General features: G+C 38.9%; 24 protein-coding genes. 23 read left to right on the plus strand and 1 reads right to left on the minus strand.

Annotated features, from left to right (window positions below):
- Window positions 1–401 precede the first annotated feature (401 nt).
- The 17 genes from ASU02_RS10305 to ASU02_RS10385 all read left to right on the plus strand — a co-directional run bounded on the left by ASU02_RS10305 (window position 402) and on the right by ASU02_RS10385 (window position 17,358).
- Window positions 402–1,853, plus strand: a complete 1,452-nt coding sequence (locus ASU02_RS10305) for a S41 family peptidase (protein ID WP_057763553.1) — start codon at window positions 402–404, stop codon at window positions 1,851–1,853.
- 220 nt (window positions 1,854–2,073) lie between these two features.
- Window positions 2,074–3,267, plus strand: a complete 1,194-nt coding sequence (locus ASU02_RS10310; protein WP_057763555.1) for a PDZ domain-containing protein — start codon at window positions 2,074–2,076, stop codon at window positions 3,265–3,267.
- A 298-nt stretch (window positions 3,268–3,565) separates the two neighbouring features.
- The gene (locus ASU02_RS10315) at window positions 3,566–4,267 is read left to right on the plus strand and encodes a response regulator transcription factor (protein WP_057763338.1); all 702 of its coding nucleotides are present in this window, start codon (window positions 3,566–3,568) and stop codon (window positions 4,265–4,267) included.
- Between the two features lies 1 nt (window position 4,268).
- The gene (locus ASU02_RS10320) at window positions 4,269–5,204 is read left to right on the plus strand and encodes a sensor histidine kinase (protein WP_057763339.1); all 936 of its coding nucleotides are present in this window, start codon (window positions 4,269–4,271) and stop codon (window positions 5,202–5,204) included.
- Window positions 5,205–5,408: 204 nt separating this feature from the next.
- Window positions 5,409–6,332 (plus strand): ABC transporter ATP-binding protein, encoded by a 924-nt coding sequence (locus ASU02_RS10325; RefSeq protein ID WP_057763340.1) that lies wholly within the window; start codon window positions 5,409–5,411, stop codon window positions 6,330–6,332.
- On the plus strand, window positions 6,325–7,020 hold the full coding sequence (locus tag ASU02_RS10330) for an ABC-2 family transporter permease (protein WP_057763341.1): 696 nt from the start codon (window positions 6,325–6,327) through the stop codon (window positions 7,018–7,020). Before ASU02_RS10325 ends, ASU02_RS10330 begins: the two co-directional genes overlap by 8 nt.
- 246 nt (window positions 7,021–7,266) lie before the next feature.
- A complete protein-coding gene (locus tag ASU02_RS10335; protein ID WP_057763342.1) occupies window positions 7,267–8,478 on the plus strand; it encodes a TraB/GumN family protein in 1,212 nt (403 codons plus the stop codon).
- 446 nt (window positions 8,479–8,924) lie between these two features.
- Window positions 8,925–9,671 carry an IclR family transcriptional regulator gene (locus ASU02_RS10340; protein ID WP_057763343.1) on the plus strand — a complete coding sequence of 249 codons (747 nt, stop codon included), beginning with the start codon at window positions 8,925–8,927 and terminating at the stop codon, window positions 9,669–9,671.
- A 38-nt stretch (window positions 9,672–9,709) separates the two neighbouring features.
- Window positions 9,710–9,934 carry a 4-oxalocrotonate tautomerase gene (locus tag ASU02_RS10345; RefSeq protein ID WP_057763344.1) on the plus strand — a complete coding sequence of 75 codons (225 nt, stop codon included), beginning with the start codon at window positions 9,710–9,712 and terminating at the stop codon, window positions 9,932–9,934.
- 280 nt (window positions 9,935–10,214) lie between these two features.
- Window positions 10,215–10,775 (plus strand): 3-hydroxyanthranilate 3,4-dioxygenase, encoded by a 561-nt coding sequence (locus ASU02_RS10350; RefSeq protein WP_057763345.1) that lies wholly within the window; start codon window positions 10,215–10,217, stop codon window positions 10,773–10,775.
- Between the two features lie 26 nt (window positions 10,776–10,801).
- Complete coding sequence (locus ASU02_RS10355; protein ID WP_057763346.1) at window positions 10,802–11,812, plus strand: amidohydrolase family protein; 1,011 nt, start codon at window positions 10,802–10,804, stop codon at window positions 11,810–11,812.
- Window positions 11,809–12,258: a RidA family protein gene (locus tag ASU02_RS10360; protein WP_057763347.1), complete on the plus strand. Its 450-nt coding sequence runs from the start codon at window positions 11,809–11,811 to the stop codon at window positions 12,256–12,258. The genes ASU02_RS10355 and ASU02_RS10360 overlap by 4 nt, the downstream gene beginning before the upstream one ends.
- Window positions 12,259–12,279: 21 nt before the next feature.
- Entirely contained in the window at window positions 12,280–13,743 is a 1,464-nt protein-coding gene (locus tag ASU02_RS10365; RefSeq protein WP_057763348.1) for an aldehyde dehydrogenase, read from the plus strand.
- A 60-nt stretch (window positions 13,744–13,803) separates the two neighbouring features.
- Window positions 13,804–14,583: a 2-keto-4-pentenoate hydratase gene (locus ASU02_RS10370; RefSeq protein ID WP_057763349.1), complete on the plus strand. Its 780-nt coding sequence runs from the start codon at window positions 13,804–13,806 to the stop codon at window positions 14,581–14,583.
- A 32-nt stretch (window positions 14,584–14,615) separates the two neighbouring features.
- On the plus strand, window positions 14,616–15,509 hold the full coding sequence (locus ASU02_RS10375) for an acetaldehyde dehydrogenase (acetylating) (protein ID WP_057763350.1): 894 nt from the start codon (window positions 14,616–14,618) through the stop codon (window positions 15,507–15,509).
- A 25-nt stretch (window positions 15,510–15,534) separates the two neighbouring features.
- Window positions 15,535–16,563: a 4-hydroxy-2-oxovalerate aldolase gene (gene dmpG / locus ASU02_RS10380; RefSeq protein WP_057763351.1), complete on the plus strand. Its 1,029-nt coding sequence runs from the start codon at window positions 15,535–15,537 to the stop codon at window positions 16,561–16,563.
- A 3-nt stretch (window positions 16,564–16,566) separates the two neighbouring features.
- Window positions 16,567–17,358: a 2-keto-4-pentenoate hydratase gene (locus ASU02_RS10385; protein WP_057763352.1), complete on the plus strand. Its 792-nt coding sequence runs from the start codon at window positions 16,567–16,569 to the stop codon at window positions 17,356–17,358.
- A gap of 65 nt (window positions 17,359–17,423) precedes the next feature.
- On the opposite strand, the gene ASU02_RS10390 is transcribed toward ASU02_RS10385, so the two are convergent.
- A complete protein-coding gene (locus ASU02_RS10390) occupies window positions 17,424–19,184 on the minus strand; it encodes an LVIVD repeat-containing protein (protein ID WP_057763353.1) in 1,761 nt (586 codons plus the stop codon).
- Between the two features lie 406 nt (window positions 19,185–19,590).
- On the opposite strand from ASU02_RS10390, the gene ASU02_RS10395 reads away from it, so the two are divergent.
- The 6 genes from ASU02_RS10395 to ASU02_RS10420 all read left to right on the plus strand — a co-directional run bounded on the left by ASU02_RS10395 (window position 19,591) and on the right by ASU02_RS10420 (window position 26,679).
- Entirely contained in the window at window positions 19,591–20,208 is a 618-nt protein-coding gene (locus tag ASU02_RS10395) for a TetR/AcrR family transcriptional regulator (protein ID WP_057763354.1), read from the plus strand.
- A 399-nt stretch (window positions 20,209–20,607) separates the two neighbouring features.
- Window positions 20,608–22,029: an amino acid permease gene (locus ASU02_RS10400; protein WP_057763355.1), complete on the plus strand. Its 1,422-nt coding sequence runs from the start codon at window positions 20,608–20,610 to the stop codon at window positions 22,027–22,029.
- A gap of 84 nt (window positions 22,030–22,113) precedes the next feature.
- Complete coding sequence (kynU, locus tag ASU02_RS10405) at window positions 22,114–23,394, plus strand: kynureninase (protein WP_057763356.1); 1,281 nt, start codon at window positions 22,114–22,116, stop codon at window positions 23,392–23,394.
- 215 nt (window positions 23,395–23,609) lie between these two features.
- Window positions 23,610–23,957: a metal-sensitive transcriptional regulator gene (locus ASU02_RS10410; protein WP_057763357.1), complete on the plus strand. Its 348-nt coding sequence runs from the start codon at window positions 23,610–23,612 to the stop codon at window positions 23,955–23,957.
- 13 nt (window positions 23,958–23,970) lie between these two features.
- A complete protein-coding gene (copZ, locus tag ASU02_RS10415; protein WP_057763358.1) occupies window positions 23,971–24,177 on the plus strand; it encodes a copper chaperone CopZ in 207 nt (68 codons plus the stop codon).
- An 87-nt stretch (window positions 24,178–24,264) separates the two neighbouring features.
- Complete coding sequence (locus ASU02_RS10420) at window positions 24,265–26,679, plus strand: heavy metal translocating P-type ATPase (protein ID WP_057763359.1); 2,415 nt, start codon at window positions 24,265–24,267, stop codon at window positions 26,677–26,679.
- Window positions 26,680–26,683: the final 4 nt, after the last annotated feature.

Raw genomic sequence — 26,683 nt, forward strand, 5'->3', positions numbered from 1 at the left:
TATTGTTCTATTTCTATTTTAAAACAAAAAAGACTGTAGGCAAACTCGATTTTCATCGAGTTTGTCTACAGTCTGAAGGAAGGAGCTAAGCTCCTTTCTTTTTTTTGCATTTATATACTAGATCTATAAATGCTAGATAAATTCAAAGGAATGCTAGAAAAACTTAAAAAGCTGCCAGATAAAAATAAAAAGCTGCTCGATAACTCTATAAAAATACTCGATAAACCCATCAACCTGCTAAAATAACTTAAATTCGCACAAACAACACTCTCTATAGCAAAAAAATTCTCATAACCCGTCCAATTTTTTCATATATTGAAGTAGCATCCCTAAAAAAGGTGAATCAGGTAAATTGTAGGAGGATTAAAAATCGGTATACATCGAGGGAAAGGAAGATGGGGATGAATAGAAAGTGGATTGTCCTGCTAATGACCGGGTCTCTCTTGACGGGGGCGGGCGGTACATATGCTGGAATGCAATGGATAAATAAAAGTGATCCTAAGGTAAGTGTAGAAAACCAATCAGCACCTACACCTGAAGGCCAAATCCCCATTTCGGCAGGTGATTTAGAAAAGGTAGAAAAAGCCTATCATTTAATATTAAGCAGTTATGTTGAAAAAGTGGAGGAAGAACAGCTGGTAGAAGGTGCTATTCAAGGAATGCTTTCCACGCTCTCTGACAAATATTCAGTGTATATGGATAAGGAAACGGTCGAACAATTTAACGAATCACTAGAATCCTCTTTTGAAGGGATCGGGGCAGAAGTAAGCATGGATGATGGAAAGGTTGTCATTGTCGCTCCATTTAAGGATTCTCCAGCGGAAAAAGCGGGTCTCAAACCAAGGGATCAAATTTTAAAGATCGATGGTGAGAGTATAGATGGACTTGACTTATTTGAGGCGACATTAAAAATTAGAGGGGAAAAAGGGACGAAAGTAAAGCTGGAAATTGCTCGTCAAGGCTTGGCTGATCCTCTAATTGTTGAAGTGAAGCGGGATGAAATTCCGCAAATTACTGTCTATTCCGATTTAAAAAGACAAAATGGCAAAGCGATTGGCTATATAGAAATCACCTCTTTCTCAGAGGATACAGCAGCAGAATTTGAAAAAAATCTTAGAGGTTTAGAGAAAAAAGGGCTAGAGGGATTAGTCATTGATGTTCGTGGAAACCCAGGGGGCTATCTGGATGCAGTCCAGGAAATTTTGAAAGGGCTTGTGACAAATGAAAAGCCAATGATTCAAATTGAACGCCGAAATGGGGAGAAGAAGAGATATTTTTCGGGCTTAACGAAAGAAAAAGAGTACCCTATTGCGGTCCTCATTGATAAAGGAAGCGCATCCGCTTCTGAAATCTTGGCAGGGGCGTTAAATGAGGCAGAAGGATATCCGCTGATTGGGGAAAAAACATTTGGAAAAGGCACCGTTCAACAGCCAGTACCGATGGGAGACGGAAGCAATATTAAGCTGACATTATTTAAGTGGCTGACACCGGATGGAAATTGGATTCACGATAAAGGGATCGAGCCTACACTTAAAGTTAAGCAGCCAGCTATTTTTAATACGCATCCACTGCAATTGGAAGAGACACTGGTACAGGATATGAATAATGAGCAGGTCAAAAATGCACAGGAAATGCTGGATGGACTAGGGTATTCTCCAGGAAGAAAAGATGGCTATTTCAGTGATTCAACAATGACTGCTGTTAAAGCCTTTCAAAAGCATTCCGGTATTCATGCAAACGGAAAGATCGATCAAAAAACGGCTGCTGCATTAGAAAAGGCAATCATTGATGAAATAAAAAAAGAGGAAAATGACATCCAGCTTCAAACCGCACTAAGATTCCTAGCACGTTAAGGCTTTTTTTAAAAGTCTTCCACGGATCACAACATTTAATAGAATGGGTATATCATTATTGGTTAGTTTTAGATAGCAGGGGGCATCCTCCTGCTATTTTTTTGTTTATTTCATATTGCAATAGGCTTTGGGTGGACATTTTGGTAGAATAAAGAGTAATAGATATTGATAACAGTGAATATTTCTAATGGAAATTTATTAATAGAGGTTGGTGGCTATGGTGGCTCAAGAATGGCTGATTGAAATCGTAAAGGGAGCGGGTAAGTTTTTTCTTCATCCTGTTTTCTATTATCTCTTCTTTTTAGCTGCTATTTTAGGTGTTTCTCGGGTGAAACGAGAGAGGGACAATTTTCATGTTCGGGCGGAGAATGCATACTTTGAGCTGAGGCAGCTCCTTCCGCTAGGCTTATTAATTGGACTTGTTTTGTCTCTAATTTCAATTGCGGCAGGTCTTGTTATCCCGCTGGAGACAATTGTCTTTACGGCAGTTTTAACCGTATTGTGGAGTTTCACAACGAAGATCCGCTGGATGGCGCCTGCTTATACGTTAGGGTTTGCCTTTTTTGCGACGATTTTTGCGGTCGAACAAAAGTGGCCGCTTCCGTCTTTCTTCACATCTATTTCTGATACGAAACCATCTGTTTTTCCAGCTATTGCTGTCCTTCTAGCTTTGCTATTAATTGGGGAAGGAATTCTTATTTTCAAAAATGCACGAAAGGGAACTTCCCCTAAGCTAATAAAAAGCAAAAGAGGACAAAGGGTTGGAATTCATGAGGTGAAGCGACTTTGGATGATCCCGTTATTCTTGGTGATTCCAGGTGAGGTACTTAAAAGCCCGTTTGAATGGTGGCCTGTTTTCTCCATTGCTGGCCATTCCTATTCTATCCTTCTTGTCCCTTTTGCGATTGGCTTTTTTCAGCAAATTCAAGGGAATCTGCCTATCGATGCGATAAAGGCAACTGGAAAAAAAGTGATTTGGCTTGGCTCGATTATCTTACTCTTATCCATTGCCGGCTATTGGTCGCCAATTGCTTCGATTGCGGTCGTAACCATTGCGATTGTTAGCAGGGAGATTATTACATTAAGACAGAGAATGGCAGATGAAAACCGTCCTTTCTTTTTTTCAAAGAGAAATCATGGTGTGATGGTATTAGGGATTATTCCTCAATCACCAGCTAATCTAATGGGATTAAAGGTTGGAGAAATTATTACGAAGGTAAACGGGATTCATGTCCATGATAAAATCGGCTTCTATGAAGCTCTTCTGAAAAACCGTGCCCATTGTAAACTGGAAGTACTTGATACAAATGGACAAATTCGCTTTGCCCAACGCGCCTTGTATGAAGGCGATCATCATGAGCTTGGCATTCTTTTTGTGCAGGATGAGAGAAATAGGGGCAGTGAAGCGGTTTAACGCAAGAGATTTATTCAGTCAGGTAAATTGGAAGATGGATACCATAGAGACAAGAACATCATTTATCAATGGTAAAAAACGGATGCGAGCCAGCATCTGTTTTTTTAATAACAACTGCCTATTTGGCTTAACAGTTAGTTTACTGAAATGTACATCGAATTTATGTCCATAAAACCCAGTAGAAAAAACCATATAAAACAATCGACAAAAAATATTAAATATCTGTACTATTAAAAGAAGAAATTAATAAATTGGAGAACAGGTGAATAGATAACTTAGAGAGCAGGGAGAAGAGACTATGAAGCATCGGCTATTACTTGTTGATGATGATCTTTCGATTAGTGAAATGGTAAAAAGCTATTTAACCAAGGAAGGCTTTGATGTGTCTATCGCATGTAATGGGGAAGATGGAGTATCAATGTTTATGAAAGATACATTTGATCTTATCTTAATTGACATCATGATGCCGAAGTTAGATGGAATTGAAGCAATCAAGATCATTCGAGAAAAAAGCTCGATTCCAATATTAATCATGTCTGCGAAAGACAGTGATATCGATAAAGCGTTAGGGCTGGGCTTCGGTGCAGATGATTATCTAGCCAAACCGTTTTCTTTGCTAGAGCTGTCAGCAAGAATAAAAGCAGCCATCCGGCGGGCAACAAAGTATTCTAATTATGAAGATTGTGGAGAAAGTAAGAATGAAATTACATTTGGTGAATTGAAAGTAGACATAAACAATTACTCTGTTTTCAAAGGGAAACAAGAGCTTAAGCTTACAGCAAAGGAATTTGAGCTGTTAAAACTATTTATTACAAATCAAAAGCGTGTATTTACAAAAGCACAACTTTACAACCTCGTTTGGAATGATGACTATTTCGGTGATGAAAACGTAATTAATGTCCATATCCGAAGGCTAAGGGAAAAAATAGAAGATGATCCATCCGAATCAAAGTATATCAAAACGCTATGGGGTATTGGCTACAAGTGGGATGGCCAATAATATGGCAATCTTTTTACTTATTATCATCCTAATTTTATGTTTAATTATCTTTGTGCTATATAAAACGAATAAAACGAGGAGTATGAATTTAAAGCAAATCCAAAGAAAATTACATGCCATTATATCCAATTCTACTAATGAAAAAGTCCTGCTTTTCACGGACGATAATGAACTTATTGCCCTTGTAAATGAATTAAATCAGCTGTTAGACGTTAATCTAAATGCATTAGCCAATTATAAAAAATCTGAGCAATCAATAAAAAAGATGATTTCTAATATTTCTCATGATTTAAAGACGCCATTGACGGTTGTATTAGGGTACATCGAAATGATTCAACTAGATAGTGAAATGAACGAGGAGGAGAAGAGCCTTTTATTATCTAAGGTTCATAAAAAAACAATTGAAGTCATTGATCTGATCCATAATTTTTTCGATTTGGCCAAATTGGAAGCTGAAGATAAACATATCTCGATGACAAGAGTACATATGAATGAGATTTGCAGAAAGAACATATTAGATTATTATGATGTTTTAACAGCTAAGGGGTTTACTGTCCATATTGAAATTCCTGATTCTCCAATCTATGCATTGGGTAATTTGGAAGTAATTGATCGAATTTTAAATAACCTCATTTCGAATGCTATTCAGCATGGGAAAGATGGGCGGACGATTGGTTTATCGTTACGAAATGAAGAGGAGCTTGTTTATATAGATATTTGGGACAGAGGAAAAGGCATAAATGAGATGTATAAAGATCGAGTGTTTGAAAGAATGTACACTCTTGAAGACTCGAGGAATAAATTTTATCAAGGAAGTGGATTAGGTCTTACCATTACTAAGAGGCTAGTTGAAAACTTGGGTGGATCCATTCAGCTGAGCAGTATACCTTATGAGAAAACAGTTTTTTCTTTTACATTAAAACGAATGTCATATTAAGAGAACTCGTTTCGTAAGTTAACGACGAGTTCTCTTTATTTGAACTTAAGAAAATTGTAAGAATTGCGTAAGGAAAAAGTGAATTCTGTTCCTTAATCTAAAAGTAAGAAATGAATTTGTAGCCATGCATGTATAATGCATCCCATCTTCACTGCAGCTTATGGCAATAGATAGGACACTGAAAAGATAAAAGGAGATTCTAAAATGACCTACATTGTAAGAACGACACAATTAACAAAGACGTATATGGGAAAAGAAGTTGTATCGAATGTCAATATGAATATTAAAAAAGGAGAAATCTATGGTTTTCTTGGACCGAATGGAGCGGGGAAAACAACGATCATGAGGATGATTACAAATCTGGTAAAACCGACGGGTGGAGAAATTGAGCTATTTGGTGAAAAATTAACGAATCACTCCTATCATCTTTTAGGAAGGATGGGAACGATTATTGAGTACCCAATCTTTTATGAAAAGCTTACAGCAAAGAAAAACTTGGAGTTTCATTGTGAGTATATGGGGTTTCATGAAAGCAAGGCCATTGATGAAGCACTCGATCTTGTACATTTGAAAAATGTGGATGATAAGTTAGTGAAGGAATTCTCTCTTGGTATGAAACAAAGGCTAGGCATTGCTAGAGCTATTATCACGAAACCGGAATTGCTTATCTTGGATGAACCGATTAATGGATTGGATCCTGTTGGAATTAAGGAAATTCGAGACCTTTTCAAATTATTAAGTGCGGAATATGGGGTAACTATCTTAATTTCTAGTCATATTTTAGGGGAGATTGAACAAATAGCAGATACAATTGGAGTAATTAACCACGGGAAGTTAATAGAGGAAGTAGCGATGGAACAGATTCGTGAAAAGAATACCGAATTTATTGAGTTTGTAACGAATGATTGCAGAAAATCCGTATTTGTATTAGAGCATATATTAAAGATTACTAATTTTAGAGTCATCGATAATCGTTTAATTAGAGTGTATGATTCCTCTGTACCACAAAGTGAAATAACAAAAACATTCGTTTTGAATGATATTATCATTGAATCTATCCATAAGAAGAATAGTTCGTTAGAAGATCATTTCTTAACGCTGTTGAACGGAGGTGGAATCAGTGCTTAAATTAATTAAATTGGAAATGAAAAAGTTTAAAATGGGAGGATATGTACGAAGCTCACTCATTACAAATGTTATTATACTAGGAGTCATTTGCCTTATTAGCTATGTGGAAAATTTGGAGGGTGCAGTAGTTTTCGAAGATTATGCTGTGGCATTGCAACTGATCGAAACAATCATCAGAGCAACATTTATCATATTTGCAGCGGTACTCATTTCAAGATTAGTCATTAATGAATATAAAAACAAATCGATAACAGTCCTTTTTATGTATCCAATAAACCGCAAATCTCTTATAATAGCCAAACTGCTAATTGTTGTTATTTTTACGTTCGTAAATATAGTAGCAGCTAACATTTTTGTAGGTGGCGGGTTTTATTTGTTAGACCAATTTGCTCAAATAGTCCCTGATCAGCTTACATTATCAGGTTTAGGAAAACATTCGGCAAGTGTTGTAATGAATGCTTTAGCAACAAGCTGTATGAGCCTTATTCCTCTCTACTTTGGGATGAGAAAGTTTTCCGGATCTACTACGATCATATCTTCCATTTTTATAGTATTAATTGTCTGTCAGGATATGAATGGTTTTACCTTAAACTCCATTGTCTTTGTACCGATTACACTCGCTGTAATTGGAGCTATTACTGCTTATTTAGCCATACGTAATATAGAAAATAAAGACGTGATTCATTAATGAATAGTAATTAAGTACCTAATCAGCCCATGAAAAATCATGGGCTTTGTTTATGCTGGTTAATAAAGGGAAATGGATGCTGGAACAAAATTAATATTATATAACTTGTTTGAAAATCTAAGGTAAGTCCTTTTTTTAAAAAAATAGACTAATAGTATTGAGACTCCTGTCAGATTAAGGTAATATGTATATTTGTTAATAGTTTCCTATTAATATATATTTTTAACTAGAGAGGAGAGAAGGATAATGAAAAAAATATTTAAAAGTGTTGCTATGCTTGTCATGGCTGTTTTCCTAGTTTCATCATTTTCAGTCAGCTCAGCATTTGCTGCATCGGACAGTGCAAAGAATTGTGTTCCTAAAAAGGTTATGTGGGGAAAAACAGAACTTAAAAGCGGTCAATTAGGAAAGGTTACTATTCTAAAAGAAACTAAGTTATATTCTTTAAAAGATAATAAACTTGTAGCCAATAAGTCGCTTCCTGCAAAAGGTGAATTTAGAGTCTACTCCTTCAAAAAAGTAGATAATAGTGATATTTATGGTGTTGGCGGCGGTCAATTTATTAAGAAGGATAGCTCTATTAAATACGAAACACCTTCGAAACGAAAGCTAGCAGAACTTAAAGCAGCTGCTTGCGCAGAAAATGAAGGCGGGTTCTTCTGGAAAGCAGAGAAGAATGGCAATACGGTCTATATGCTAGGTTCCATACATTTGGGAATCGAAGAATTTTATCCAATAAATTCAAAAATAATGAAAGCATTCAATGAATCCAAATATTTAGCTGTTGAAGCAGATATCCTTAACTTAAATCCTCTTGAATTCCAACAGACCATCCTTGAAAAGGCAGTCTATGAGGACGGTTCAACGATTGAGGATCATATCTCAAAGGAACTTTACAAGAAACTAACAGATACCTTTGTTAGCTATGGTGGAGATATGAATGAGATCAAGTATTTAAAACCTTGGTATTTAAGCATGAGTTTAGATAGTTTAAAAACAATGGATCCTAAATATAAATCTGAATTAGGAATTGATCATTATTTCTTATCTAAGGCAGGCAATAAAAAGGTCATTGAGCTAGAAGGGGCAGAATTCCAGATCAATATGCTGTCTGGATTCCCAGAAAATGTACAAATCAAGCTACTTGAAGACTCTTTAAAAACTGGTAATGCTAATGATGGACTAGCACCGCTTATAAAGGCTTGGCAAACGAGCGATGATACTGCCATTGAAAAATTGCTATTTAATGTTCCAGATAATAGCCCTGAATACAAAGTCTATATGACTGAAATGTTTGATAACAGAAATGTTGGAATGGCGAATAAAATTGAAAAGTACCTAACAGGAACTACAAAAGGAACGTATTTTGTCGTTGTAGGTGCTGGTCACTACTTCGGTGATATGAGTATTATCAAGCTGCTTGAAAAGAAAGGTTTAAAGATTGAAAAACTTCAATAGTACAATGTTTTAAGAAAAGCTAATTCCTAATGCAGAAAAGTAATAAATAACAAAGCCGCTGCCTAATAAGGCAGCGGCTTTGTTATTAACTAGTAAATACTAATTTTATTCCCTGCAATTAGGCAGCAGCACCGTAAGAGTAACAGTTCATGTTAAAGGAAACGCGTGTTTATGAGTAATAAATAGGATATTGTTTATCACTATAAAAGGTTCATTAATAACTCTTGTCTTTAGGTGGGGATTTCATATTATGAAAATTCAGAATTGTATTCCGATACTAGCTTCTATTATAATTAATGTTAAACCGTTTATCGCTGATTAACGGGCAGTAAAACATCTACTTTAGAAGAAAACCCCCGCTACTGGAAGTTTCACTTTATAGGCAGCATTTATCAAAATAACCTATCGTTGATCGAGATTGCTGATTACGAGAGGAGGAGATATTTTTGATCGGAGCCGTTAAAAAAGCATGCCAAATCATTAGCTGTTTTACAAACGAAACCCCTATATTAGGAATAGGAGAAATAGCTGCGAAGCTGGATATGAATGTTAGCACTGCACATCATTTAGTCAGCACACTCTGTAATGAAGGGGTATTAATGAAGGATAATCAAAAAAAATATCGGCTTGGCTGGAAAGTGCTTGAGTGGAATAATCATGTCATGTTTCAGCAGGATGTGTATGATAAGGCCATGCCATTAGTCAAGGAATTGATTCATAGATTCAAAGGCAGTGTGCACATTGCGATGTTTGATAAAGGGACAGTCGTTTTTGTTTTAAAGGTATCTTCAAAAGATACAACACCGATACATACGTACGTAGGATCGAGGAAACCAGCGTATGCAACAAGTTCAGGAAAAGTGCTGCTAGCTTATAACCCAGCCTATCTTCAAGAAACAATCGAAAGAGGGTTATCTTATCAGGCACCGAATACAATTACTGATATTGAACAATTAAAGGAAGAATTAAAATGGATACAGAGGAATGGATATTCTATAAGTAACAATGAAAATTCTGATGGGATGTATGGAATTGCAGCACCGATTTTATCCTATTCGAAGAAAATTATTGCAGCGATAAATTTAGTTGGTCCTGTTTCTTATATGCAAGATAGTCATCGCAGCATGATTATCCAGAGTGTTAAGAGCACGGCACAATTAATTTCGAAGGAATTGGGCTACATTGAGGTTTAATGCATTCTAGAATTTTAAATGAATAAGGAGTTTGTCATATGCCGATCATTCAAGTCCAAGTATTATCAGGGAGAGATCATGAACAGATCAAAAATTTAATTGCTGATGTAACAGATGCTGCAGTGAAAAATCTGTCTGTAAAGCCTGAACAAGTAAGAGTGTTGGTAACTGAAGTTCCCCATATGTATTGGGGAGTCGGTGGTCAAACGATGGACGAACGAAAGAACAATCCTGCTAATTCTGGAGAAAGAGATAGTCAATAGAAATAGGCATTCGATGAAAATAATGAAAAGTTACCCCAGTTTGGTCTATTGAACCGTTAAGGATTTAGTAGGCAGATGGGGTTTTTTGTCGAAATATTTATTCTTAAAATTCTAACTATTTCATAATGTGAAAAAACCTGATATGCCTATTTAACTGTTTTCACTATATTGATATTAGAATATCAAACACAAAGTGAAAGGGTGGAGAGAGAAATAGATCGATGTACGTAATCATTAGATTTATAAAGTAACAAAAATAAAATCAAAGGGAGTTTTTATAATGACAAAATCTGCAATATCTAAATTTAATGCATTTAACTTAATTAACTGGATTGAGGAAAATAAGGAGCAGCTAAAACCTCCAGTAAATAATAAGGTTCTTTGGGAGGATTCAGAGTTTATTTGTATGATTCTTGGAGGTCCGAATAGAAGACGTGATTTTCATGTGGATCCATCTGATGAATTCTTTTATCAAATTAAAGGGGATTGCTATGTTGAAGTGATCAATAATGGGAAGCGTGAAATTGTAACGATCAAAGAAGGAGAGGTCTTTATGCTTCCAGGCATGGTCCCTCATTCGCCGCATCGTGTTGAGAATACGTATGGCCTTGTCATAGAACGGAAGCGTGCTCAAGGGGAATTGGAGGATTTTGTTTGGTTCTGTGATCATTGTGATAAAGAAATGCACCGTAAGCGTGTGCAGCTGACGGATATTGAAACTCAAGTCAAGGGAGCTATTGAAGAGTTTAACAGCAGTGAAGATCTTCGCACATGTGAAAGCTGTGGACATGTGATGCCGGTAGAAGTGCAGTTATGGGATCCAAATACGACGAGAAATTAAATGATTTATGAAGTGGAGGAGAGGAAATGAGAGTAGATTTTCATACACATATCATTCCTGAGCATATTCCAAACTTTGTTGAGAAATTTGGCGGTGAGCGCTGGCCGACACTAGAAAAGACATGTTCATGTGGAGCGAATATCATGGTGGCAGGAAATGTGTTTCGCGAGGTGACCGATCAAGTATGGAGTCCTGAAAAAAGAATAAAGGACATGGATGCAGAAGGGGTAGATATCCAGGTGCTTTCTCCCATCCCAGTAACCTTTTCTTATTGGGCAGAATCTGAAGCGGCAGAAGAAATGTCGAAGACACAAAATGATTTTATAGCAGAAACCGTTAAACAATATCCGAAACGCTTTATTGGTTTAGGGACGGTTCCATTGCAGGATGTACATGTCGCTATCAAAGAAATGGAACGCTGTATCCATACACTTGGATTAAAGGGCATTGAAATTGGGACGAATATTAATGGGAAAAATCTCGATGATCCTGCGTTTCTCCCATTTTTCGAAATGGCAGAGAAGTGGGAAGTGCCATTATTTATTCATCCATGGGAGACAGTGGGCAGGGAACGTATGCCCCGCCACAATCTGATGTATACAGTGGGAATGCCAAGTGAGACTGCTTTGGCTGCTGCAAGTTTGATCAATGGCGGCATTATGGAGAAGTTCCCTCATTTAAAGGTTTGTTTTGCGCATGGGGGCGGTTCCTTCCCGTATATTTTGCCTCGCCTGGATCAGGGGTGGAAGGTGTGGCCGCATTTACGCCAGACGAGCCAGCCTCCAAGTTATTATGCAAAAAACTTTTACTTCGATTCTTTGAACTATGATCCGCTCAATCTTACCTATTTAATCGAGCGTTTTGGCTATGAAAAAATAATTATGGGCTCAGATTATCCATTTTTATTAAGAGAAATTAATCCAGGCAAGGTAATTGATGATACACCAGAGCTTCCTGCAGAACAAAGACAAGCGATATATGGAAAAAATGCACTTGCCTTTTTAAATATTGAAATAAAGGAAGAGATTATCAAATGAATACACCAGAGGAGAAGCTTGCAGAGCTGGGATTGGAATTGCCGCCTTTGCGTCCGGCATTAGGGAGCTACGTGGGTTGTGTGAAAACCGGAAATTTACTGTTCACGGCAGGGCAGGGCGTAGACGAGTATCATGGGAAATTGGGCAGGGATCTAACCGTGGAAGAAGGATATTTAGCTGCCAGACAATCTATGTTGAACCTTTTAAGCGTTGTCAAAAATGAAATTGGTGAACTCAGTAAAGTAAAGCAGTTCGTTAAAATACTGGGAATGGTGAATTGTACAGAAGAGTTCACTGATCAGCCAAAGGTAATGAACGGAGCATCAGATCTAATTGGGCTGGTTTTTGGCGAGAAGGGAAAACATGGCCGTTCTGCAGTCGGAATGGCACAGCTGCCTAATAATACAGCAATAGAAATTGAAATGGTCATAGAAATCGAAGAGTAACATAGGGAGGAGCGACAAAAGATGAAAGGAATAGTAGCAAATCAAGCAGTTCAGGATGCGAAACTTTTTATTAATGGAGAATATGTCGATGCTCTCTCAGGTGAAACCTTTGATACAGCCAACCCTGCAACAAATAAGAGGCTAGCCAGCGTAGCTAATGGTGGAATTGAAGACGCTAAATGGGCAATTGATGTGGCACAGAAGACATTTGCAAGTGGGATATGGAGCGGAATGCCTGTTGAGGAAAGATCAAGAATTCTATGCAAAATAGCGGATCTTATCATGGAAAACGTTGATAAGATTGCCTATATCGAAACATTGGACGTTGGGAAGCCAATTAAGGAAAGCCGTGGATTTGATATTCCTCGAGCTGCATCCAACTTTCGCTTCTTCGCTGAAATGGCCAAATATATGGTGCATGAGCATTTTGATATGAGCGGTCATATGTCGTATGTGCAGTATGCCCCTGCTGGCGTTACGAGTTTAATTATCCCTTGGAATTTACCCTTTATGCAAATGACCTGGAAGGCTTCGGCAGCTTTGGCGGCTGGAAATACTGTAGTCATTAAACCAGCATCCTATACTCCGCTAAGTGCGGTCTTGCTTGGCGAAATTGCCAATGAAGCTGGACTGCCGCCTGGTGTGCTGAATATATTGACTGGGCCGGGAAGTACGGTTGGAAATACGATGGCTTCGCATCCTTTTGTCAGGAGAATTTCATTTGTAGGCGAGTCTAATACAGGAAAAACGGTTATGAAAAATGCTGCTGACCATCTAATCCCTGTTTCTCTTGAACTAGGGGGCAAGTCAGCCAATATTGTATTTTCAGATGCAGATTTGGATGAGGCAGTGGCCGGCTCGATTGAGGCCATTTATCGCAATCAAGGGGAAATTTGCTTGGCAGGCTCGCGAATTCTCGTTCAAGAAGAAATTTATGATTTGTTCTTAGATAAATTTGTTTGTGCAGTAAAGAAAATTAAGGTGGGGGATCCAACCGATGAATCGACTGATATGGGGGCACTCGTATCTAAAGAACATTTAAAAACTGTTGATGATTACGTTCAAATCGGCATAGAGGAAGGGGCAAAACTTGCTTATGGCGGCAAACCTGTTGTCGATCTTCCTGAAGGAAACTTTTATGAACCAACCGTTTTATATGATGTTGATAATAAAATGAGGGTTGCTCAAGAGGAAATCTTTGGGCCAGTGCCAGTGATCATTCCTTTTAAGACAGAAATGGATGCGATTCAAATAGCAAATGACTCCATTTATGGATTAGCAGGGGTTGTCTGGACAAACGATCTAAGGCGTGCACAAAGGGTGACCTCACAAATCCATGCTGGACTATTATGGATTAATTGCTGGTATTACCGGGATTTAAGAACACCTTTTGGCGGAGCAAAGGCAAGCGGTATTGGCCGTGAAGGCGGCAGACATAGTTTTGATTTTTATACAGAAGCGAAAACAATTACCATGAAAAAATAAGAAAGCAGCGAAAGGGGGCATTCTGCCTGCCTTTTGCTGTTTTTATCGGGAGGGATTTGAATGAGCGGAAAGCATGCTGCTTATGCTAGGAAACTAGTAAATGCTGAGGAGACAAAACAGACTATGCTAGCTTTGACAGACGCTGATGCGTCATTGACGGTGGAGGATGCCTACCAAATTCAATTGGAAACTATAAAAATTAAACTGGCACAAGGGAAAAAGGTAATCGGTAAAAAAGTAGGCTTAACTAGTACAGCCATGCAAAAAATGCTGGGTGTAAATGAACCGGATTATGGTCATTTGCTAAATGATATGGTTGTAGAAAATGGTGCAGCGGTTAGAATTGATTCGCTGATTTCACCCAAAATTGAAGCAGAGATCGGCTTTATATTGGAAGAGGATTTAGAGGGGCCGAATCTTACGTATCTCGATGTTCTTATGGCTACAAGATTTGTTGTTCCTACTCTTGAAATCATTGATAGCCGTGTGGCAGATTGGAAGATTAAACTTGTTGATACAGTAGCTGATAATGGCTCATCAGCAAAAGTCGTTATTGGTGAGAAAATGTCCAAGTTAAATGGGATCGATTTACGGACGAATAGCATGGTGTTATTTAAAAATAATGAGCTAATGGCTACAGGAGCGGGGGCTGCTGCACTTGGACATCCGGCACATGCCATTGCCTGGCTTGGCAACAAATTGCATGAGTTTGGAATGGCTTTGAAAAAGGATGAATTAATTTTGCCGGGTGCATTATCGGGTGCTAATTCCGTTTCATCTGGAGATACGATTGAGGCAAAATTTGGCGCCCTGGGATCTGTGTCAGTCCATTTTGTATAAGTCTATTTTTGAATTGGAAAGAGGGGATAGGGATGGGGAAAATTAAAGCCGCAATCATCGGCTCTGGAAATATCGGAACAGATTTAATGTATAAATTAGAAAGAAGCCATTTGCTTGAATTAACAGCCATGATTGGTATTGATGAAGAATCAGAAGGGCTAAAGCGGGCAAAACAAAAGGGGTATCAAGTATTTTCAAATGGAATCGATAGCATGATCGAGAACCCAACGGTCGCAGACATCGTTTTTGATGCAACGTCTGCCAAAGCCCACATCCGCCATGCGAAAGTATTAAAGCAATTAGGCATAATGGCTATTGATTTAACACCTGCAGCAAGAGGACCTTTCTTTTGCCCGGCAGTTCATACGAATCTAAGTTCTATGAAATTAGATAATGTAAATATGATAACTTGCGGCGGTCAAGCGACCATCCCAATTGTTCATGCTATCAATCAGGTAGCTGATGTCGCATATGGAGAGATTGTCGCGACAATTTCTAGTATGAGTGCAGGCCCGGGGACGCGGGCAAATATTGATGAGTTTACAATAACAACACGCAGAGGAATTGAGGAAGTTGGCGGGGCTGATCAAGGAAAAGCGCTGATTATTCTTAATCCGGCTGATCCGCCTATTTTGATGCGGGATACAGTATATTGCGAAGTGAAAAATATGGATGAGCCACTAATCCGAGAAGCCATTGAAGCAGTTGTTGAAAAGGTTAAACAATATGTACCAGGGTATCGGCTGAAACAAGAGCCGCTGTTTGATGGGAACCGTGTGACAGTTTTCATCGAGGTAGAAGGTGCAGGTGACTATTTTCCGGCATATGCAGGCAACTTGGATATTATGACTGCAGCTGCATTAAGGGTGGGAGAAGATTTTGCCCGCTTGATGTTAAATGAACAGGCTATGAACCCATCCACATAAAAATAACCGAGAGGAGTCTGCTGAAATGAATAGACATATGGATAAACCTATTAAACTAACAGAAGTGTGTCTGCGTGATGGAAGTCATGCTGTTGCACATCAGTTTACAGAAAATCAAGTGCGTGATGTGGTTCGTGGGCTTGATGGAGCAGGGGTGCATTATATCGAGGTGAGCCATGGGGATGGCTTAGGCGGATCGACAGTGCAGTATGGAAAATCATTAATTGATGAAATGAAATTAATAGAGGCAGCTGTTGATGAATGTAAAAACTCTAAAGTTGCAGTATTGTTAATACCTGGAATCGGCACGATGAATGAATTGAAACAAGCTCATGAGTTAGGCGCGCAGTTAGTAAGGGTGGCTACACATGCGACAGAGGCGGATGTTTCGGCCCAGCATATTCATAAAGCGCGGGAACTTGGAATGGAAGCACTAGGATTTCTAATGATGTCACATTCTGTTTCAGTAAAGACGCTCATTGAGCAAGCAAAATTAATGGAAAGCTATGGGGCAGAGGCTGTTTATGTAACCGATTCAGCGGGAGCCTTACTGCCAAACGAGGTGCGTGAGCGAATCAAAGCCCTTCGGCAATCACTGCAAATTGAAGTTGGCTTCCATGCCCACAATAATTTATCACTAGCGGTTGCAAATACGATTACGGCAATAGAAGAGGGCGCGACACGCATAGATGGAAGTGTCAGGTGCTTAGGAGCCGGAGCTGGGAATACACAAACGGAAGTATTGGCTGCTGTCTTGGATCGAATGGGAATAGACATTGGCATTGATTTATATAAATTGATGGATGTTGCGGAGGATATTGTTGGCCCGCTTATTCCAGGAAGCCAAGAAATTCGGAAGGGCAGCCTTGTTTTAGGCTATGCAGGTGTTTATTCTAGCTTTTTGCTTCACGCAGAGCGGGCCGGAAAAAGGTTTAGCGTGGATCCTCGAGATATATTAGTAGAGTTAGGGAAGCTGAAGGCTGTTGGCGGACAGGAAGATATGATTCTTGATGTGGCGGCTGAATTAGCCAAAAATGACAAAGTGAGGGCCTGAAAGATGAATCTACTTACGAATAGAGACAAGGAAATCATTGAATATTTATTCGCGGCTGAGCGCGATGCTCGTGAGGTTAGTAAAGTGACAGACAAATTTCCAGAACTGACGATCGAGGATGCCTATCTTATTCAAGATGGGCTGCTTGCACGTAAGCGAATGGAAGAAGGAACAAAAACAGTTGGTATGAAATTGGGGTTAACAAGTAAGGCCAAACAGAAAATGATGGGCGTCAATGAAGCCATATATGGCTACTTGCATAGTGATATGCTTGCTTTTGAATGGGAGCCAATCTCATTTTCTCAGTTCATTCATCCAAAGGTAGAGCCAGAAATCGCCTTTTTATTAGCTGAGGACTTAAAGGGCGAACATATTACGATTGAAGACGTTTTAAAGGCAACTAAATATGTGGCGCCAGCCCTTGAGGTAATTGATAGTCGCTATAAGGATTTCCGGTTTACTTTAAATGATGTGATTGCGGACAATTGCTCGTCTGCTAAATTTGTTGTTGGAAGCAAATGGGTATCTCCAAGTGCTATTGATATTGGGAGTATTGGAATGGTGTTATCAAAAAATGGCAAACTGGAGCAAACTGGTTCAAGTGCCGCAGTACTTGGGCATCCTGCAGCCGCTATTGCTTGGGCGGTAAACCAGCTTCATACGATAGGAAAAGGATTAAGGAAAGGGGATATTGTTTTAAGTGGTGCTATGTCCGAAGCTATTGCTTTTCAAGCAGGTGATTCTGTCATTGCTGCATTTGATGGCTTAGGAAGTGTATCGATGTATTGCGAGTGAAATGCATACGAACAAATGGAAAGGGACCGTTATTAAAAATAAGGGCCCCTTTTTCATGCAATTTTTTAGAGTGGTGAAACACCTTCTGTTTTTTCTATCTTTGGAACCCCTTTTAGCGGTTTGCCCAGTAGTGGGGTAGACAGCAAGTACATTCCATGGTTTGAAAATGCCCAAATTAAATTTCGATCCCATTCTACATAGATACTCTGCACAGGATTGGAATGCTCACTAGGGCGTGTAGTTTTGCCATCTTCGTTAGGGATTTCTCCATACATTTTTGGTACAAAATATGCTGCAACAGATGTGTTTTTAGGATCCTTCACATCAAAAATTTGGACGCCTGCATTATAGAAAGCATACGGCATATAGCGTTGGTTTGGTTCACCCGGCTGAACGGCAGCATACCCGCTGCGTTTAGGGCCGAAGCTTCCCCTCCGCTGGCAATAGTCCGTGAATGGCGCCTCTTTTGGCGGTTTAGGTCTTTCGAGCGTTGAGACCACTTTAGGCTTTTTAGGGTCTCGAACATCAATCGCATAAATTTCTTTATATGGTTCATAGCAATCCTCGTTCAAAGGATAGCCGCTAAAATAAACCATTCCTGTTGTTTCAACTTTTGAAACATCGATATTATCCCCTTCTGTCCCGCTTACACTCATCGGCAGCTCGATGTGGGAAACGGTTTTCATATTGGCTGGATCCGAAATATCCACCACATAAAAGCCGAAGCCCCCCATTGCTGCATACCCGTATTTCCCGCCTTCTTCCACAGATTTTGGTATGAACAGAGGCATTCGCGAACCCATCCAGCTAGTCTTATTGCCAGCTCTAGGGTTTAAATTATATTGCTTTTCCTCACCAACACGCTGACCAGGTACCCACCAAGTGGATAAGCGTTTTGGATTAGTTGGGTCAGAAATATCATAGGCCATTTGCGCGCCTGAATATAAATAGCTTTTATATTCGGTATTCGCAAAGCTATCGTCAGGTGCACCAGCTACAAATAGATATTGATCTCCTGAATAGACCGGAACGTCTTGGCATCCAGAACCTTGCTGAACGGATGCCCCAGGTTCTGCACTTTCATCAAGCGGCGTTTCGGATAATACTTCCCAATCCGTCCATAAAGGACCTGTTACTTCATAGATTCTAAATCCACGAAGCATTTCACGCTCTCTGATCTTTTTTACTTCGTCGGGGTTAAGATATTTATTTGATAATACACCAAATCGAGGTACTTCATAGCATTGGACGGCAATCGTCTTATCCAATGATTGATTGTATTTAATATTCATGGGACCAAATTGGTGCTCTCCCTTTTTAGTATCAAATGTTTTTCGGGCAATCCGTTTTGCTTTCTTTGGGTCTGTAATATCAAATACATTATACATATCTGTTTCATAATCGTATAAATAGCGGCGTCCCTTCCAGTCGAATGTCGCTTGCCAGCTATGCCCCCATCCAACTACATAAGGATAAAACGCTTCTACTTTCATATTTTTACTGTACTGATTAAGGTCGAGATAAGGGAGACTTCCTTCAAAAGGATGTGGCCCCTCCCCAGGATCTGGAGTCATAGAAGGGTGTGTAAACTCGCCTGTCTCTGGATCATAGCCCCAGCTGTTCGGATCAGGATGTACCGGCTCCCCAGGCATAAGCTGGTGCTCCTCTTCAGGGGCTGGATCAGGTGCAGGCGGTGCATTTTTATTTGCATCATTCGCATTTGCCGAGCCAAAGATTGGGGTTGATTGTGAGAAAATAACGCTAATGATAAGAATGGTTAAAATAATAATTCTTTGTATTCGACTGTTAATCGGAATTCGTCGCAAAAAAATCACTCCTCAAATAGAATGTGAACGAATGGCTTTTGAATAACATAGTGGGTTTCTTGATTCAATTCGGATTTCCGTGCAGGTTCAAAGGTGAGGGTGTGTAGGATTTGATTGTATTTATTAAGCGGAAATCGCTTACAAAGATGTAGATGACAAAAATCTAATAACCGATCAATAAAAATAAAAAAGTCCCGGAACTAAAAAAATCTTATAATATATCCGACTTAGTGTCAATATTATTTTTTCAGAATATTTAAAATAAATTCACGCAGAAAACAGCCTCTATCTATTTGAATGTGCACCTGCATTTACGAGACTGCTAGAAAACTTATCCATCGTCTAGATTTCTTTTTCCCTTTTTTTGGGCTATCATAGAGCTAACAATATATTTCGGGTGGTAAATATGAGAGAACAAAATAACATTGAAGACGGAAGACATTTAAGGGCATTTATAACTCGCAATAAAATTATCAATTCCGCTCAAGAGGTTTTTCTTAAAGATGGTTTTCAAAAGACCACAATTAAACAAATTATGGAGCATGCGAAAATTGGATATGGAACAATATATGGCCACTTTAAGGGAAAAGATGATCTTCTAGTTCTATTGATGGAAGATGTTATGGAAAAGTTTTTTGCTATTGCCAATACCCCGTTTTTTCCATCTACAACAGAGGAAGCGAGAGAGATTATTCTTAGTCAGGTCCTGGATTTTTTAAGAGTAGCTGACACAGAAAGAGACATGATGCGGGTTTTTTCTGAAGGGATTGGACTTTCTGCTGTTATTTCGGAAAAATGGGAGGAAATTAGATTAAGATTTATCCAAAGTATTATAAAGGATATAACCTATTCCCAAGTTAAAGGGCTGGCGCGTCTTGATCTAAGAGCTGAAATTGTTGCTAAAGGCTGGTTTTTTACAAATGAGATGTACCAATGGGAAATTGTATTTAATAAAAATGAGTACCCGCTTGAGGAAATAGCGGAAACGATTACAACGATGTATGTAGAATCAATCTATCTATAAATATATAAGCTGAATGTATCATGCATTATTTCAGAAAGTATTCTTTGTTTCAAACAAGGCTTTCTGGAGTAATGCTTTTTTATTGTGGAAATTTATAGGTTAAATAGAATTCGATTATATGTCTATATATTCAATTTATTAATAACCTACTAATAAATTTAGTATGACTATTACTGACAAAACCATTGAAAAATAATTTAGACACACAGTCGAATATAATATAGACATTTGGATTATCTCGTATTATAATTTGAATTATTGGAATATGCTGAATATTTTAAAGGGAGGTGGATCTTCATCACAAAAATACTATTAGCACGTTCAAGTGCTTAATAAAGTAATAAGGGGCATCTAGTAGAATGAACATCTCGAAAAAAACAAAATTAAGAGGTGGATAAGATGAAACTTAATGAGAATTTACAAAACATTATTGACAGGGAGAAAGGGTTAAACAAGACGTTAAAAACATCCCAGCTTACAATGATTGCCATTGGAGGAGCTATCGGTACAGGATTGTTTTTAGGAAGCGGGCTTGCTATTGGCACGGCTGGACCGAGTGTAATCATTAGCTATGCCATTGGTGCGATCATTGCGCTGCTTCTTATGGGATGTCTTGCTGAAATGACAGTAGCACACCCGACATCTGGGTCCTTCGGGGCTTATGCAGAGAGCTATCTTAATCGATGGTCAGGATTTACCGTCCGTTATTCATATTGGTTCAGTCTCGTCTGTGCGATAGGTACGGAAGTTACGGCTGTTGCTATTTATATGAAACATTGGTTTCCTACCGTTCCAGGTGTTGTGTGGGTTTTATTATTTTCCGCCATCCTGATTTATGTAAACGCCTCCAGTGTAAATATGTTTGGTGCAGTAGAGTATTGGTTCTCCTTTTTAAAGATTGTTGCAATTATTGGTTTTATTATATTAGCGACTTATGTAATTGTTGGGGCAGATGCGTCTTCAAATATTGGTGCACAGAATTTAACAGCACACAGTGGTTTTTTTCCAAACGGTGTATGGGGAATGTGGATAGCAATTTTTATCTCCCTCTTCAGTTATTTAAGTATTGAGATGATTGCTGTAAGTGCAGGTGAAGCCAAGGATCCTGAAAAGGCTGTTCCAATTGCATTGCGTTCAGCTGTTATTAGACTGATCCTGTTTTACTTATTGACATTGTCTTTAATGCTAATGATTGTCCCTTGGACAGCAGCTGGAGGAGATCAAAGCCCGTTTGTTAAGGTTATGGAAATTCTAAACATCCCGGGTGCGGCAGGTATTATGAATTTTGTAGTTCTTGTTGCCGCTCTTTCAGCAATGAACAGTCAATTATATATCTCAACAAGAATGATGTTTTCATTATCTCGAGCAGGGTATGCGCCTAAAGCCTTTGGGAAGTTAAGCAAAAAGAAGGTACCTACATTAGCGCTGTTTACATCAGCCATTGGAATTGGGATTGCAACGATCTATACGGTTGTTTCTCCTGACAAAGCCTTCACACAAATGATTTCAATTTCAAGCTTTGGAGCGATGTTTGCGTGGTTTATGATTTTCATTACACATTTATCGTTTCGGAAAAAATGGACTGAAATGGGTGGCAGGAAGCTGCCTGTGCGTATGATTGGTTATCCATATCTCACAGTGATTGGAGCAGTGCTGTTAGTATCAGTCGTTCTTTCAACCTGGTTCTCTCCTATGTTCAAGGACACTTTAATTCTAGGATTCCCTTGGTTGATTTTTATCTCAATCGCGTATTTTATTTGGAAACGATCCAGTACAAAAGACCATGATCAGAAAATAGAAACAAAGGATCATACAATGTAAGTTAATTGAGATATGAATAAACATCGACATTATACTAACCAATTTAATCGTTGCTTACTATTAAGACAAAAAGGGTGAAAAACAGTGCAGGCATTTGAATCAAGTTTACATTTTGCAAAGCAAAAAGATACAGAGGATCCGCTGAGAAACTTCCGCGAACGCTTTATAAATAATCAAGGACAAATTTATATGGACGGCAATTCGCTTGGTCTATGTTCAAAGGATGCAAAGGAAGCATTGTATCATGTAATTGAAATGTGGGAGAAGCATGGAATAGATATTTGGAGTATTGAGGATAGTAAATATTTTCTCTATCAAAAGGTTTTAGGAGAGAAGTTAGCTAAATTAATTCATGCGAATAATGATGAAGTAACAGTTATGACAAATACAACAATAAATATCCACCAGGGGATCAGTACATTTTATCGACCAACTAAAGAACGCTATAAAATTCTTGTAGATGACCTCAATTTTCCAACCGATCGATATGCAGTAGATAGTCAAGTGAAATTAAAAGGTTATACCGTCGAGGAAGCTGTAAAGGTAATTTCAAGCCAGGATGGACGTTTTATTTCAGAAGATCTTATTATTGAAGGAATGACAGATGATGTGGCCCTAGTTCTGCTCCCATCCGTTTTATACAGAAGTGCCCAGCTCCTGGATATGAAGCGGATTACAGAAGAAGCACATAAAAGAGGAATTATAATAGGATGGGATCTATGCCATTCGATTGGTGTAGTTCCGCATGATTTTCAAGATATCAATCCGGATTTTGCGGTATGGTGCAATTACAAATATTTATCAGCTGGTCCGGGTGCGATTGCTGGATTTTATATCAATAAGAAACACTTTGAAAAAGAGCCAGGACTTGCAGGCTGGCACGGGAATAAAAAAGAAACGCAATTTAAATTGCTGAACAAATTTGATCACGAATTAAGTGCTCATGGATGGCAGACGGGTACACAGCCGTTATTCTCTATGGCTCCTCTTGAAGGGGTATTGAATATTTTTAATGAAGCTGGAATTAAGAATATTCGTTTGAAGTCACTGGATATAACTGCGTATCTTATGTATCTGGCAGACGAAAGACTTACTAAGTATGGGTATGCGATTGGAAATCCGCGTGAGGATGAAAAGCGTGGCGGACATGTTTGCTTAGAACATGAAGAAGCGTATCGAATATGCCAAGCGCTAAAAGATCATCAAGTGATTCCGGATTATCGGGAATCAAATGTAATAAGGCTGGCACCGGTTGCGCTCTATATTTCATATGAAGAAGTGTATCGATTAGTTGAGATTTTAGAGGATATTGTTAAGAACAAGGAATATGAGAAATATAGCAATAAGCGGACGCTAGTTGTCTAATTAGAGCCGTATTGTAGAAGTTTTAAATGATAAGCCAAATACCTGCAGACTAGGTATTTGGCTTTTATTGTTAGTTGAAGGACAGACAGCTTTGTTACATATTAGGAATGTATTATAATTAATGCAAGGTCAAAAAAAATTCACATATTTTAATGAAACAGCCCTTTACATACTATACGGGGGTATAATATAATAAACGCAAGGGGGAAAACCATATGGGTTTCGAACTAGAAAAAGATGCAATGCTGCCAGAAGAAGAAAACTGCTGTTCAAGCGGGAGTGAAAGAAAGAGCCATCATTCCGATAAGGTAAAAAGCAATCTTGTCACACGATTAAATCGAATCGAAGGACAAATCCGCGGAATAAAAGGCTTAATCGAAAGAGACACTTATTGTGATGATGTGATCACGCAAATTTCTGCGACGCAATCAGCTTTAAATAGTGTTGCGAAAATACTTCTTGAAGGGCATTTAAAGGGCTGTGTTGTTGACCGTCTCCAAGAAGGAGATACAGAAGTATTAGATGAGGTTCTCGTAACCATTCATAAATTGATGAAAAAATAAGGAGCTGTTAAATTTGGAAAAAGCAACTTTAAACGTAACCGGTATGTCATGTGGCCATTGTGTAAAAGCTATCGAAGGAAGCGTAGGCGAATTAGCTGGTGTTTCTAAAGTCAGCGTTCATCTTGAAAATGGAACTGTAGATGTTGAGTATTCTTCAACAGAAGTATCTTTAGATAAAATAAAAGAAACAATCGATGATCAAGGATATGATGTAAACTAATATTTCGCATTCTAGCCGTGCTAAAAGTTTAGCACGCTCTCTTTTTCAAAAAAACATACCCCGTATAGGTATAGGAGGCTTGAAGATATGAGTGAAAAAGTGCTTGAAAGTCAGTTTCAAATTACGGGAATGACCTGTGCAGCATGTGCAACTCGAATTGAAAAGAGCTTAAATAAAATGGAAGGTGTGTCAGAGGCAAATGTGAATCTGGCACTTGAGAAGGCAACAGTAAAATTCGATGCAGCTAAGATGGGACCTGCTGATATTCAGGAAAAAATCAGAGCGCTAGGCTATGATGTCATTACTGAAAAGGTGGAGCTTGTTTTAACTGGAATGACCTGTGCAGCATGTGCAACTCGAATTGAAAAAGGTCTAAATAAAATGGATGGGATTATAAATGCGAATGTGAACCTTGCTTTAGAAAAGGCAGCTGTTGAGTATAATCCTTCTATCTTATCACCAGCCGAGATGACACAAAAGGTAGAAAAGCTTGGCTATGGAGCAAGTGTGAAAAGCGAGGATAATGAGAAAGAGACGGTTGACCATCGATTAAAAGAAATTGAAAGACAGCAGGGGAAATTTATTTTTTCTCTGATCCTATCACTGCCGCTTCTATGGGCAATGGCAGGCCACTTTAGCTTTACTTCTTTCATCTACGTGCCTGATGCGTTTATGAATCCGTGGGTGCAAATGGCTCTTGCTACACCTGTTCAATTCTATATTGGCAAACAGTTTTATGTAGGTGCTTATAAAGCGTTAAGAAATAAAAGTGCGAATATGGATGTGCTCGTTGCTTTAGGAACGTCCGCTGCATACTTTTACAGCTTGTATTTATCTTTAAGAACAATTGGAAGCGATGCGCATCCAGAAGGGCTTTATTTTGAAACAAGTGCAGTGCTTATCACATTAATTATTCTTGGCAAAGTGTTTGAGGCAAAAGCGAAGGGGCGTTCCTCAGAAGCGATCAAGAAATTAATGGGCTTGCAGGCAAAAACAGCTACCGTTATCCGCGAAGAAAAAGAAATGGAAATCCCGCTAGAAGAAGTAATTGCAGGAGATATGATTCTAGTAAAGCCTGGTGAGAAAATTCCAGTTGATGGTGAAATCCTAGAAGGACAGTCTGCCCTTGATGAATCAATGATTACAGGGGAAAGTGTTCCGGTTGATAAGACAGTTGGGGATACAGTCATTGGGGCAACAATAAACAAAAATGGCTTTATTAAAATAAAAGCAACAAAGGTAGGGAAAGAAACAGCCCTTGCTCAAATTATTAAAGTGGTAGAAGAAGCACAAGGTTCAAAAGCGCCAATTCAGCGTCTGGCAGATTCTATCTCTGGTGTTTTTGTACCCATTGTTGTAGGGATTGCTGTCCTAACATTTTTCATCTGGTACTTGTTCGTTGCACCGGGTGACTTTGCAGAAGCACTTGAAAAATTAATTGCTGTACTCGTTATCGCATGCCCATGTGCACTTGGTCTTGCGACACCTACATCTATTATGGCAGGATCTGGTCGTGCAGCAGAATATGGTGTTCTCTTTAAAGGCGGAGAGCATCTTGAAATGACCCACCGAATAAACACAGTTATTTTAGATAAAACAGGTACAATCACTAATGGAGCACCTGTATTAACAGATGTCATCACAAAATTAGATGAAGCAGAATTTTTAACATTAGTCGGTTCAGCAGAAAAGCAATCAGAGCACCCGCTTGCTCAGGCGATTGTTGAAGGAATTCAAGAGAAGCATATCACTCTTACCCACCCTAGCGCGTTTGAAGCAATCCCTGGCTATGGAATTAAAGCACTTGTTAATGGGAAAGAGGTGCTGGCTGGAACAAGACGTTTAATGAAAAAATTTAATATTGAAATCGAACATGTGTCAGACGATATGCTTGCTCTTGAAAAGCAAGGAAAAACAGCGATGCTGGTAGCAATCGATGGCGCTTTTGCAGGAATTGTTGCGGTCGCTGACACAATCAAGGAAACGTCAACAGAAGCCATTAGTCGTTTAAAGGATTTAGGACTTGAAGTGATTATGATTACAGGCGACAACGAGCAAACAGCACAAGCAATTGCGAAGCTTGCTGGGGTAGACCGTGTAATTGCAGAAGTACTCCCAGAGGGTAAGGCAGAAGAAGTGAAGAAGCTTCAGCAGCAAGGAAAGAAAGTTGCAATGGTAGGAGACGGAATTAACGACGCTCCGGCATTGGCAGTTGCTGATATTGGAATGGCAATTGGAACAGGTACGGACGTTGCAATGGAAGCAGCTGATATAACTTTAATTAGGGGTGACTTGAACAGTATTGCCGATGCCATTTTTATGAGCAAGAAAACGATTCGCAATATTAAGCAAAACCTATTCTGGGCCTTTGGTTATAACACACTTGGCATTCCAATTGCAGCTTTAGGTTTCCTTGCTCCATGGCTTGCAGGTGCAGCAATGGCCTTCAGTTCTGTCTCTGTTGTACTAAATGCACTGCGTTTGCAACGAGTAAAATTATAAAGGA

The sequence above is a fragment of the Cytobacillus praedii genome (genome assembly GCF_001439605.1).
GTDB classification, from domain to species: domain Bacteria; phylum Bacillota; class Bacilli; order Bacillales; family Cytobacillaceae; genus Cytobacillus; species Cytobacillus praedii.

What these genes read in the sequence shown, in the direction of transcription:
- ASU02_RS10305 (WP_057763553.1), top strand. Translation starts at nt 402, where the DNA reads ATGAATAGAAAGTGGATTGTCCTGCTAATGACCGGGTCTCTCTTGACG.
- ASU02_RS10315 (WP_057763338.1), top strand. Translation starts at nt 3,566, where the DNA reads ATGAAGCATCGGCTATTACTTGTTGATGATGATCTTTCGATTAGTGAA.
- ASU02_RS10320 (WP_057763339.1), top strand. Translation starts at nt 4,269, where the DNA reads ATGGCAATCTTTTTACTTATTATCATCCTAATTTTATGTTTAATTATC.
- ASU02_RS10325 (WP_057763340.1), top strand. Translation starts at nt 5,409, where the DNA reads ATGACCTACATTGTAAGAACGACACAATTAACAAAGACGTATATGGGA.
- ASU02_RS10335 (WP_057763342.1), top strand. Translation starts at nt 7,267, where the DNA reads ATGAAAAAAATATTTAAAAGTGTTGCTATGCTTGTCATGGCTGTTTTC.
- ASU02_RS10345 (WP_057763344.1), top strand. Translation starts at nt 9,710, where the DNA reads ATGCCGATCATTCAAGTCCAAGTATTATCAGGGAGAGATCATGAACAG.
- ASU02_RS10350 (WP_057763345.1), top strand. Translation starts at nt 10,215, where the DNA reads ATGACAAAATCTGCAATATCTAAATTTAATGCATTTAACTTAATTAAC.
- ASU02_RS10355 (WP_057763346.1), top strand. Translation starts at nt 10,802, where the DNA reads ATGAGAGTAGATTTTCATACACATATCATTCCTGAGCATATTCCAAAC.
- ASU02_RS10360 (WP_057763347.1), top strand. Translation starts at nt 11,809, where the DNA reads ATGAATACACCAGAGGAGAAGCTTGCAGAGCTGGGATTGGAATTGCCG.
- ASU02_RS10365 (WP_057763348.1), top strand. Translation starts at nt 12,280, where the DNA reads ATGAAAGGAATAGTAGCAAATCAAGCAGTTCAGGATGCGAAACTTTTT.
- ASU02_RS10370 (WP_057763349.1), top strand. Translation starts at nt 13,804, where the DNA reads ATGAGCGGAAAGCATGCTGCTTATGCTAGGAAACTAGTAAATGCTGAG.
- ASU02_RS10375 (WP_057763350.1), top strand. Translation starts at nt 14,616, where the DNA reads ATGGGGAAAATTAAAGCCGCAATCATCGGCTCTGGAAATATCGGAACA.
- dmpG (WP_057763351.1), top strand. Translation starts at nt 15,535, where the DNA reads ATGAATAGACATATGGATAAACCTATTAAACTAACAGAAGTGTGTCTG.
- ASU02_RS10385 (WP_057763352.1), top strand. Translation starts at nt 16,567, where the DNA reads ATGAATCTACTTACGAATAGAGACAAGGAAATCATTGAATATTTATTC.
- ASU02_RS10395 (WP_057763354.1), top strand. Translation starts at nt 19,591, where the DNA reads ATGAGAGAACAAAATAACATTGAAGACGGAAGACATTTAAGGGCATTT.
- ASU02_RS10400 (WP_057763355.1), top strand. Translation starts at nt 20,608, where the DNA reads ATGAAACTTAATGAGAATTTACAAAACATTATTGACAGGGAGAAAGGG.
- ASU02_RS10410 (WP_057763357.1), top strand. Translation starts at nt 23,610, where the DNA reads ATGGGTTTCGAACTAGAAAAAGATGCAATGCTGCCAGAAGAAGAAAAC.
- ASU02_RS10420 (WP_057763359.1), top strand. Translation starts at nt 24,265, where the DNA reads ATGAGTGAAAAAGTGCTTGAAAGTCAGTTTCAAATTACGGGAATGACC.